This window comes from Nocardia alni, from assembly GCF_019038435.1.
In the GTDB taxonomy this organism is placed as follows: domain Bacteria; phylum Actinomycetota; class Actinomycetes; order Mycobacteriales; family Mycobacteriaceae; genus Nocardia; species Nocardia alni.
In genome coordinates this window covers 1-10,387 of sequence record NZ_JAGPOX010000228.1, presented here as the reverse complement: position 1 = coordinate 10,387, position 10,387 = coordinate 1, and the positions used below count along the sequence as shown (strand labels likewise).

The window sequence follows — 10,387 nt, the reverse complement described above, 5'->3', positions numbered from 1 at the left end:
TAGCGAGTGTCTCGTGGGCTCGGAGATGTGTATCAGAGACAGAGTACAGCGACTCGTTACCGTGCAACACGCCCAGGTGCGCGGTGTAGCCGACAGTGTCGACCAGGGTGCGCAGCAGCGGCCCCGCGACCCGTTCCAGCGGGTCGTGCCGCAGATAGGCCGAGCCCAGTTCGAAGGCCGCGATACCCAGGCCGTAGGTGCGTTCGCCCGGGATGTGCGTCACATATCCTGCCGCCTGGAGCTCGTTGAGCAGGTGGTAGATGGTGGAGCGGGGAAGACCCAGCTCCCGCGCGACGGCGGCGGCCGGGATCGGCCCCGCGTGGCGCGCGAGCAGGTCGAGCACCTGGAGGCCGCGGCGGAGTGCGGGAATCTCACTGCTGGAGCCCATCGGCGTCACTCTAGCAAGGTCTGGAATGCCAGACAGCTCTCCGTCCTGCCTGCTCACAGCTCTGTGTCCGTGCGGGAGGCCGTCTTGACAGGATGGGTGGGACGACGCTAACCGGTCATTGTCTGGTATGCCAGACGGTTTTCCCTCGTGTCTGCTGGTTCGGGAGACGTACGCGATGTCGAATGACGGGATGAATCGAATCGGAACCGATCGGGTGCTGGTGGGCACGGCGGCGCCGACCCCGCAGCAGGTGCTGGCCGTGGCCCGCGGCGGCGCCCCGGTCGATCTCGTCACCGACGCCCTGGACCGGTTGGCGACGATACGCGAGCATATCGACGATCTGGCCCACCGCGCCGAGCCCGCGTACGGGGTGTCCACCGGATTCGGCGCGCTGGCACTGCGTCACATTCCGCTGGATCGTCGAATCGATTTGCAGCGCTCGCTGATTCGCTCCCATGCCGCCGGGGCCGGTGATCCGGTCGAGGCGGAGGTGGTGCGGGCGATGATGCTGCTGCGGCTGCGCACGCTGATGAGCGGCCACACCGGAGTGCGCCCGCGGACCGCCGTTGCCCTCGCCGGGCTGCTGAACAGCGGTCTGGTGCCGTGGGTGCCGGAGTACGGATCCCTGGGCTGTTCCGGCGATCTCGCGCCGCTGGCGGCGGTCGCGCTGGCCCTGATGGGCGAGGGCGACCTGCTCGGGCCGGACGGTCGCGCCGTCGCGGCGGGCCCGGCGCTGGCCGCGGCCGGGCTCGAGCCCCTGGTACTGGCCGAGAAGGAGGGGCTGGCGCTGACCAACGGCACCGACGGCATGCTGGGCATGCTGCTGCTGGCGATCGCGGATCTGCGCCGGCTGTTCGACCTGGCGGATCTGAGCGCGGCCATGAGCGTGGAGGCGTTGCTGGGCACCGATCGTGTGTTCGCCGCCGACCTCCAGGCGTTGCGGCCGCATCCGGGACAGGCCCGGTCGGCTTCCAGAATCCTCGCGGCGCTGTCGGATTCGAGCATCGTGGCCAGCCACCGCGGCCCGGACTGCACCGGGGTGCAGGACGCGTACTCGCTGCGCTGCGCCCCGCAGGTGCACGGCGCCGCGCGCGACACCCTGACCCATGCCGCGGTCGTGGCCGGCCGTGAACTGGCTGCGGCCGTGGACAATCCGGTGGTGCTCGACGATGGCCGGGTGGAGTCCAACGGCAACTTCCACGGCGCGCCGGTGGGTTACGTGCTGGACTTCCTGGCGATCGCCGTCGCGGATATGGCCTGCATCGCCGAGCGCCGCACCGACCGGATGCTGGATGTGCATCGCTCGCACGGACTTCCGGCGTTCCTGGCCGCGGATCCTGGCGTCGACTCCGGGTACATGATCGCGCAGTACACCCAGGCCGGGGTGGTATCCGAACTCAAACGCCTGGCCGTGCCCGCCTCGGTGGACTCGATACCCTCCAGCGCGATGCAGGAGGATCACGTCTCCATGGGCTGGGCCGCCGCGCGCAAACTGCGCCGCGCGATTACCGGGCTGACCACCGTCCTCGCGGTCGAACTGCTTACCGCCGCAAGGGCGTTGGACCTGCGCGTACCCTTGGAGCCCGCTCCGGCGACCGCTGCGGCCCGTGAACTACTGCGTACTCGGGTGCCCGGCCCGGGCCCGGACCGTCATCTTGCTCCCGATATCGCCGCGGTCACCGAGATGATTCGCGACGGCGCGCTTGATTCGATCCTGGAATCCCTTGGCTGATGGCGTGTATCCCGCGGCGATCAGTCCGGCTGGTCGAGCATGCGAAGGTCGGGCGGGATGAGGGTGATGCTGTCGATGAGTTCTCGAATCAAGTTGTGGTTGAGCATGTTTCCGATCGGCTCGCCTACTTCCTCGCGAGTCAGGCCCGCGACTCCGGCCTTCGACAGCCGAGTCCGCACCTGCTCCACGAGCCGTGCCACCTTCCGGTGATTCCAGTCGGCGTCGGGATCCAGATCGTTGAGGTGGTCGGCGGCCTGCTGCCAGCCCATCGGCTGCGGGTACGGCTCCTGCAGCAGGTATCGCTGTGCCAGCACGACCAGCACCAGTCGTTCGTTCACCGACAGGCGCCAGGTGCGCGGCGGCTGGGTCACAGCGGCCGGACCTCTCGCCGGCTGTGTCACGTCCGCGCCCGACACGTACAGCTCCAAGAGGTGCTCGTGGGCGGCTGATCCGTGCACGAACAATGCCAGGTACCCGGCGACCAGGGGAATCGGTTCCTCACCGGTGAACAGCATCTGCGATCCCGGCAGGCGCAGCGGTCGTCGCCCGGCGTTGGCGAGCCACCAGCGACCGCCACGGCACGTCATGATGCCCTGTGTCCGGCTGACTCCCTGGTCGTGCCCCCCGACGCAGATATCCGCGTCGTCCCAGTTGCGGCCGAATACCACCTGCCGACCTTCGTCCGGTGCGGCTGTGACCGAGTTGCTGATCGATAGCGCTGACAGCGTCCCCGGCGCGGCGTCGGGGACGCCGAATGCCAGGCTGACGCGATCGAAGTTCATAACCAACCTCCTCTGGTCCGGTTCCAGCATGCCGTCACCCCGGCGGGACCGTTCCCGGATCACGCCATCAGGATGGAGGCAGGTTCGTGGTTACCGCGGTCGCGACATCGGTGGCCAGCAGGCAGCGCTGCTCGGCCGGTTCGGTGTTCTCGATCACCACCAGCGCCAACTCGACCGCCGGTGTGGACAGCGCGGTCGTATACCCGCGGTGAACGATGCGGGCCAGACAGTCCTGCGGACCGTAGCCGTCGGGTTGGATGAACACCGTATGCCCGGACAGCGTTTCGGGTGTGCCGTTGTCGGCCGTCAGGGGTACGTTGCGGTCGAAGATCACCCGCAACGATCCCGGACCGATCGTGCTGTTGTAGCGGCATGCCCAGTTGCCGAAGTCGGGCAGCGGGTTCAAGGCGGCGACGCCCGGAAGTTGTGACAGCCCGGTGCTTCCCGGTAGTCGGCACGCATCGGACCAGAACAGCGAATTTGCCGGCATCCGGTCTGTGCGCCGAGGGATTCCATTGTGCGACAGTCGATCTACAACATTTTCAGTCGCCGTATCACCCACCACGCACAATCGGGCGTCATCCCGATCCGCGACCGTGTCGATGTCGATCTGATAATGATCCGGCAGAACGATCGTGCGATCGCACTCGTCACCGGCCCCCGGCAGCCGCAGCACCCGCACTCTGCCGTACGTCTCGAACGGCCCGACCGGATCCTGCGGGGTCGGGTTCTCGAAGGAGAGCTTGACGTCCTCCAGCCGGTCGTCTCCGGATCGAATCAGTATGTCGCAGCGGTTGAAATTGCCTCTGTCGGCGTCGTATCGTGCGGCACCGAAACCGTCGAGGGCCGCCGCGGTGGCCAGTCCGCACGGATCGACGGTATGTGTCTCGCCCACTTCCAGATTCGGTCCCGAAGGGCGCTGACCGAGGGTGCGTACAGAACTGTCGCCGGCAGCTGCCACCAGCAGCAGCAGGACCACACCGGCCAGTGCCGCCCCCGCCCGGCGCACCCATCCAGGACGGGGGTTGCCTCCTCCGCCGCGGTGTGGGTCGTCGTCCCCGGTCGGGACGTCGCCCTCCACCCGGTCCGCGATCCCGCTCAGCATTGCCTGTACCTGTGCCGCCGTCGGCCGCTGCTGCGGTTCCAGCCGCAGCGTCGCGCGCAATACCGCGCCCAGTTCCCCATCCACGCCGGACACGGCCAATTGCCGGTTCATCGTGCGCCGCAACAGGGCCATCGGGTGCGCGTTCACCTCACCGAAGGGTGTACGGCCCTGCACCGCGAGGAAAAGTGTTGCCCCCAAGGCGAAGACGTCGGATGCTCTATCGGGCCGCCCGCCGTCGGCCACCTCCGGTGAGATGTATCCGAGCGTCCCCGGCAGCACCGCGCCCCCGGTCAGCGTCGTCGCGAGGTGCACATCGCGTGAGATGCCGAAGTCGCTCAGCTTGGCCGTATCATCGTGGGAAACAAGCACGTTGGCCGCCGTGATGTCACGGTGCACGACTCCGGCGGCGTGCACCGCCGCCAATCCCGATGCGACCTGTGCGCCCAGCCGGGCGGTTCGTTCGGCCGACATCACCCCGATCTCGGCGAGGCTGCGGCCCGACACGTACTCCATCACCAACCACCATCGATCTTCGACGCGGATCACATCGAAGACCTCCACCACATTCGGGTGTCGTACTCGCGCCAGCAGTTCCGCTTCGTGCACGGAGATCTCGGTTTCCGCCGAGCGAGCGTGTTTGAGTGCGACCGCGCGTTTCAGTAACTGATCATGTGCGTGCCATACCACCGCGTGCCCGCCCGAACCGGCCTGTTCCAGCAGGTGATACCGACCCTCGATCACGTCGCCCGCCCGCACGACCCTCCGATCGCCGTGTGACTCCCCACGGGATAGAAAGAGTAGACGCGTATCGGCGTGGCGGCACGAGGAAGGCCGGAAAGATCAGCCGTTCACGGGCACCACTGTGACGGCGTATGGCCCGCCGCGGTTCCGCAGAATCCGAGAATGTCGGGGTCGACGTCCCCGTGCACGACCTGCAGGATGGCTAGAGGCTTGTTCAGCGGGACCTGCCGGGTGATGTCGCCGCCGTAGTCGATGGTGCCGCTGACGCCGTCTATCTGGTGATGCTGGGTGGGAGAGCCGTGGATGTCGGTGATTTCGCGCCAGACGGTGCCCGGGGTTATCGGATGCTCGACCGAGCCTGCCCGCAGGTAGCTCGCGGCCGTGATCACGACCTGTGCGGCGTCGTACGCGAGTGCGGCATGTCCGTCGAGTGATCGGCCCCGGTCGGGATGGGTCTCGAACGGGAACAGGTGGTCCAGCGTCTGGTAGAAGTCCAGTTCGGCGCCGTGGCGGTCCCTGATCGGCGGTGCGGATGCGAACGACACGTAGTAGAAATTCAGCGCCTGGTTGGCCCGTCGTTTCGCGGCGTCCGCGACGTAGCGGCTGACGTCGTCGTCACCGATGAACACCGCCGTGCTCGAGCATTGCGATGCGCCACTGAGGAAGTCGCCATAATCTGGTACGCCTCGACCCGCGAAGTACACGAAACCGTCGAAGCCACAGGTGTCCTGTCCGGCACTGTTCGCCTTGCCGGGAGTGAATGCCTCGGGCGTGACCGAAAACCCCTTCGCGCTGAACGCGGTTCGGGCGGCATCGCGCAGATCGGCGCTGTAGGTGTCGGATGCGTCGTCGGAGTAGTAGATCCGCACCGTGCGGGGAATTCGGGGCGACGAATTCGCCTGATGGTCCGCGAACGCGGCCACGACCCGGGCCTCGGCGTCGTCGGTCGGCGCGACCTGGAAATACATCGGATGCCCTGTGGCCAGATTCTGCTGCGACAGTGTCGAGGCCACCATCGGCAGGCCGACGCTGCTGAGCACGCCGACCATATCCAGCGTCGGCTGGCTGCTCATGTCCAGGCCGACCACGCCGACCAGCGATTTGTCCCGGTTCGCGAGCCCGCCGAGTTGCTTGGCCACCGTCGAAGCCCGACGCATGCCCGCTCCGCCGTCGGCGACGAGCACGCGCACGATCGGGTCGGCGTCCCCGGACTCGTTCAGCTGCCGTTCCTGCGCTGTCGCAACCCCTTCCATGCCTTCACGCTCGGCCGTCAGCCCGTCCGAGGTCCCGTCGGACGACGTGGTCGCCTGCAGATCCACCACGGTGATATAGGGCCGCCTCGGGAATTCGCCGTGCATATTCGCGGCTCGTTCATTCTGTGCGACGATGGTGTTCTCGACCTGGCCGATAGTGGAATCCGACGGCTGAAACAAATCGAGCGAACCATCACTGACGCCGATACATTCGGATCCGGTGCGGCTCACCGTTGCCCTCGGACTCCAACTCCAGTGTGCCGGAGTCCAATTCCAGCAATGGTCGTAATCGTAGCGAATCGATACCCCTGCCCCGGCCGCGACGATCAAGACGACCAGGATGACGCGGAGAGTCAGGTCGAAGACGAGTGGGGGACGTACCGCCTTGCGTTCGGCTATGGTTTCGGGACGGAAGGTCGTGACCCCCTCCCGGCCGACAGGGATCGACAGGGGGAGATACCAGGTAATGGGCTCGCGCTTGCGCCGGTACATCGACAGGGCGTCTTGCCAGACTCGATACGCTTGCGCCGCACTGTTTTCCGTGGTCGGCCACGAGTCGTGGGGGACGGGTTCGACATGCTCGGGCCGACCGGCGGCGACAATGAGCAGCGGATCGAAAAGTCCTGTCTGATTCCGTATTTCGTTGACCAGCCAGAGCAGTTTGCCACCGCCGCGGGCCATGGCGTCGTCGTCGAGCAGCAGCACCGGATAGGTCATGCGACGGGCATTTCGCCAGGGAAAACGATAGTTGCGGCGAAGGTCTTCGAGGAAGGCGTTCACCAGTAGCCGCGCTACGTACTCCGGATTTTCCTCCTTCCAGTCCGTCAGCCGCCGGGCGAACCGGACAAAGGTGCCCGACAGATCCGGTGCGAGATGCGGCTGGCGCATGAACCACCGATATTTTCCGGACAGGACCGGGACTCGGCCGGTCAACACCACCCTGAAGAATCCGAGAGTCACGATATACATCGCCCACAGTGGAAGCTTCCACTTGATCCACACCGACGCGACTTCCCGGTCCAGGGTTCGCACCGCCTTGTCGATGTTGCGCATGACATCGCTCTGCCGGAGCAATGGCCGGGATCCGTCATCACCGGATGGGCTGTCCATCAGCAGGTACGCGAGTGAGAACAGCGGAAATCGCAACTGCCGCTTGAAATGCCCGTTGCTGCGGATCAACTCGTCTCGTGCTTCGCGCAGGACACTGCGGATGACGGTGACATCGTCCTTCTCGAACTCGTCGTTGGCTCGACGGGTGGACTCCTCGGTACCTGTGCGGCGAACCCGCGCGTGCGGTATCCCGGCCTCTCTCAGGAGGCCAACGGTTTCGTCGATGGGTGTGCGGTAGTCCGGGCGTGCGGCCGGCCGATCGTTGGGCCGGGTGAGATAAAGCATCGGCAGGCCCTGCCGTTCCGCCCGCGTCTCCCGGGGATACCCGCCATCCCACTCTGGTGTGTCTTGTCCCCGCAACTTGCGCGGCCCATCCCCGTACCGCGGTCGCAGGAGCAGCACACCGATCAAATGATGAACGTGACCGGTACCGGCGAAATTGCCTCGAGCAGGCCGCTGCCGGCCTTGCTGTTCCGTTGTCATGTCCTCCCCGCTCGAACACGCCCGGGCGCCTGCTGCAGATCCCGGAACCGGCTACATCGTGCGACGTGGCGGTGGGACCGGTCCCGCCCCTCTGGTGGATGTCCGTGATCTCCCCGAGGAGCCGGCGCGCTGCTACCGATGTGGGACGGGTGTAACCCGACAGACGACGGCTCAGTTCGCGGGGCCGGTGGCGTCGGAGTTGCGCGACACGGAAGCGGGCGAGTCGCCGGTGCGCACCATCGCCGGCGTGGGTGCGGTGTGGTGGCCCGTGTTCGAGCTGTCGGTGGTCGCGGTCTGCTCCGACGGGGAGGACCCGTTCTGGGCTGCGAGCAGGTCGCGGATCTCGGTCAGCAGTTCCTCCTGGGAGGGCTTGATCTCGATCTCCTTCACGGGCTTGCTGAAGCGCTTCTTGATCGTGTTCATCGGCAGGATCAGCACGAAGTACAGGACCACCGCGACCATGAAGAAGTCGATGATGGCGCTGACGATCGGGCCGATCGCGATGAAGGTGGCGGGTTTGCCGGCCATCAGCCGGAAACCCAGGCCGAACTGGGAGTTGCCGCCCAGCATCGCGAGCAGGGGTTGGACGACCCCCTTGGTGACCGAGCTGACCACGGCGGTGAACGCGGTGCCCATGACGACGGCGACGGACAGCTCGATGACGTTCCCGCGCATCAGGAAGTCCTTGAAACCCTTGAACATAAGCCGAGCAGACCTCTATCTGAACTAGATTTGTTTCCCTTATCCCGCCGGAATTCTAACGCGGCGAACCTTCCGCTACCATTCGGCGGCGCAGGGCACCCGACCACCCCGAGCGGATCGGGCACGGCCGAATCTGTCGGATGTACCGCGTACCCTCGGGGTCGTGCAGGCCACTCTGCCGTTGTACCAGGAACGTCGCTCGCGGGCGATCGACGGTGCGGTGGTCTGGACGCGCACCATCGGCGCGACCGAGGCCGCGCCGGTCCTGCCCGACGGCTGTATCGATCTGCTGTGGATAGGGGAGCGGCTGGTCGTCGCGGGACCGGATACCCGTGCCTATCAGGCGGCGATAGCGCCCGGAGCCCGCATCGCAGGCATCCGGTTCTTCCCCGGTACCGCGCCAACTCTGCTCGCCGTTCCAGCGCACGAATTACTCGACAGACGGGTCGATCTCGCTGACCTGTGGGGCGCCGCGCGAGTGCGTCACCTCACCGCCGCCGTCGCGTCGGCATCCGATCCGGTGGCCGCGCTCGAACTGATCGCCGTACGGCGCGCGGCCGAGACCGGCCCCGCCGATCCGGCGTTGCGTGCGGTCGTACGCCGCCTGGCGGCGGGTGCGTCGGTGGCCGGCGCCGCCGACACACTCGGTCTGACCGAGCGCACCCTGCGCCGGATGTCGTTGTCCGCCTTCGGATACGGTCCCAAGATGCTCGCCCGGATACTGCGCTTACAACATGTGCTCGCGTTGGCGCGTAGCGGAACCCCCTTCGCCGAGACGGCCTTTCGTGCTGGGTATGCCGATCAGGCGCATATGTCACGCGAGGTTCGGGAGTTATCCGGAATGCCGCTGGGCCGCTTGATTTCCCGCGATGGATGATGCGGCCGGAAATGTGAGGGCGACCGCACTCAGCCCAGCGGCGCGTAGAAATCCACGCCGTTGCCGTCCGGATCCAGCACCGTGGCGTAACGCTGCCCCCAGAACGCGTCGAACGGCTCGAGCACGCCGCGATACCCCGCCTCGGTGAATTCGGCGAACATCTTGTCCACCCCGGCCGGTCCATCGCATTCGAACGCCAGGCCCATTCGCCCGGACTGCCCCTGCCAGTCCGGCCGGAAGCTACGCACCTCGGCCTCGGTGTCGATCATCAGCTGCATACCGCCGGGCAGCGCCGCCTGCGCGTGGCCCTCGCCCATCCGCTCGAACTCGAGTCCGAGGCGGCGGTAGAACTCGAGCGTGGCGTCCATTTCGGCGGCAACAAGGCCGATCACGGTCATTCGAACAGTCATGGGGTGACCCTATGGGCGGGCCCGGGGTTCGGTCTTGAACAAATCGGACGCCTTTGCTGCTTGCCCGTGACGACGGCACCCACTATGCGGTATAGCTCTTTGCTACGGCCGGATTCCATGGCAACAGCGCGACGACAGGAGGGGTATGGGCACAGATTCGACGTTATTGCACCGATTCGTGATCTCCCAGCTCACCGAGGCCGGGCTCGACCGTCATCGCCTGGTGCGCGAGTGCGGTCTGCCCGAGTGGGCGATGTCCGGGCCGGGCGCGCACGTGCCCAGTGAGTACTTCTCCCGGTTGTGGGAGCTCGGCGAATCCTGGCTCGACGATCCGAATATCGCACTGCATGTGGCCAGCCGATACCGCCTCAAGGCCACCCGCCTGTACGACTACCTGTTCACCAGCGCGCCCACGGTCGGCGCGGGCCTGGCGACCTGTGGGCCGTACGTCACCGCGGTCACCAGCAACCACCGCTTCGATCTCGTCGCGGAGAACGCCGAGGAGACCACGATGTACCTCGACATGATCGACGGCGACGGCCGGGGCCGGGATCTGGTCCAGGTGTGGGGCCTGGTGGCGGTGCTGACCCGGGCTCGGCTGGTCGTGGACATGCCGCTGAATCCGATTCGGGTATCGCTGCGCCAAAGCATGCCGCACGATACCGAGGTCTTCCGGAAGGTGTTCGGCACCGACGCGATCGAATTCGGCGCGGCCGCGGATGCGATGACGTTCCGCGCCGCCGATATGCAGGTGCCGCTGCGCACCGCCGATCCGGTGCTGGCCGATGTGCTCACACCCCTGGC

General features: G+C 66.6%; 9 protein-coding genes. 3 read left to right on the top strand and 6 right to left on the bottom strand.

The features are described from left to right. The coding region (locus tag JZ791_RS42115) for an IclR family transcriptional regulator (RefSeq protein WP_216903253.1) at window positions 1-388 on the bottom strand (388 nt) is incomplete at its 3' end. 190 nt (window positions 389-578) lie between these two features. Between JZ791_RS42115 and hutH the strand changes: the two genes are divergently transcribed. Beyond that, entirely contained in the window at window positions 579-2,120 is a 1,542-nt protein-coding gene (gene hutH, locus JZ791_RS42110) for a histidine ammonia-lyase (RefSeq protein ID WP_216903252.1), read from the top strand. A gap of 20 nt (window positions 2,121-2,140) precedes the next feature. Here hutH and JZ791_RS42105 read toward each other — a convergent pair whose 3' ends face one another. The 4 genes from JZ791_RS42105 to mscL form a co-directional block, all read right to left on the bottom strand. Then, window positions 2,141-2,902 (bottom strand): hypothetical protein, encoded by a 762-nt coding sequence (locus JZ791_RS42105; protein WP_216903251.1) that lies wholly within the window; start codon window positions 2,900-2,902, stop codon window positions 2,141-2,143. A gap of 67 nt (window positions 2,903-2,969) precedes the next feature. Next, on the bottom strand, window positions 2,970-4,763 hold the full coding sequence (locus tag JZ791_RS42100) for a serine/threonine-protein kinase (protein ID WP_216903250.1): 1,794 nt from the start codon (window positions 4,761-4,763) through the stop codon (window positions 2,970-2,972). A gap of 92 nt (window positions 4,764-4,855) precedes the next feature. After that, on the bottom strand, window positions 4,856-7,396 hold the full coding sequence (locus JZ791_RS42095) for a type 1 periplasmic-binding domain-containing protein (protein ID WP_216903249.1): 2,541 nt from the start codon (window positions 7,394-7,396) through the stop codon (window positions 4,856-4,858). Between the two features lie 369 nt (window positions 7,397-7,765). Continuing rightward, the gene (gene mscL, locus JZ791_RS42090) at window positions 7,766-8,296 is read right to left on the bottom strand and encodes a large conductance mechanosensitive channel protein MscL (RefSeq protein ID WP_216903248.1); all 531 of its coding nucleotides are present in this window, start codon (window positions 8,294-8,296) and stop codon (window positions 7,766-7,768) included. A 163-nt stretch (window positions 8,297-8,459) separates the two neighbouring features. Here mscL and JZ791_RS42085 point away from each other — a divergent pair, with 163 nt between their 5' ends. Beyond that, window positions 8,460-9,173: a helix-turn-helix domain-containing protein gene (locus JZ791_RS42085; RefSeq protein WP_308163460.1), complete on the top strand. Its 714-nt coding sequence runs from the start codon at window positions 8,460-8,462 to the stop codon at window positions 9,171-9,173. Window positions 9,174-9,202: 29 nt separating this feature from the next. Here JZ791_RS42085 and JZ791_RS42080 read toward each other — a convergent pair whose 3' ends face one another. Continuing rightward, window positions 9,203-9,583 carry a VOC family protein gene (locus JZ791_RS42080; RefSeq protein WP_216903247.1) on the bottom strand — a complete coding sequence of 127 codons (381 nt, stop codon included), beginning with the start codon at window positions 9,581-9,583 and terminating at the stop codon, window positions 9,203-9,205. 145 nt (window positions 9,584-9,728) lie between these two features. Here JZ791_RS42080 and JZ791_RS42075 point away from each other — a divergent pair. Then, the coding region (locus JZ791_RS42075; protein ID WP_216903245.1) for an AraC family transcriptional regulator ligand-binding domain-containing protein at window positions 9,729-10,387 on the top strand (659 nt) is incomplete at its 3' end.

What these genes read in the sequence shown, in the direction of transcription:
- hutH (WP_216903252.1), top strand. Translation starts at nt 579, where the DNA reads ATGAATCGAATCGGAACCGATCGGGTGCTGGTGGGCACGGCGGCGCCG.
- JZ791_RS42105 (WP_216903251.1), bottom strand. Translation starts at nt 2,902, where the DNA reads ATGAACTTCGATCGCGTCAGCCTGGCATTCGGCGTCCCCGACGCCGCG.
- JZ791_RS42095 (WP_216903249.1), bottom strand. Translation starts at nt 7,396, where the DNA reads ATGCTTTATCTCACCCGGCCCAACGATCGGCCGGCCGCACGCCCGGAC.
- mscL (WP_216903248.1), bottom strand. Translation starts at nt 8,296, where the DNA reads ATGTTCAAGGGTTTCAAGGACTTCCTGATGCGCGGGAACGTCATCGAG.
- JZ791_RS42080 (WP_216903247.1), bottom strand. Translation starts at nt 9,583, where the DNA reads ATGACTGTTCGAATGACCGTGATCGGCCTTGTTGCCGCCGAAATGGAC.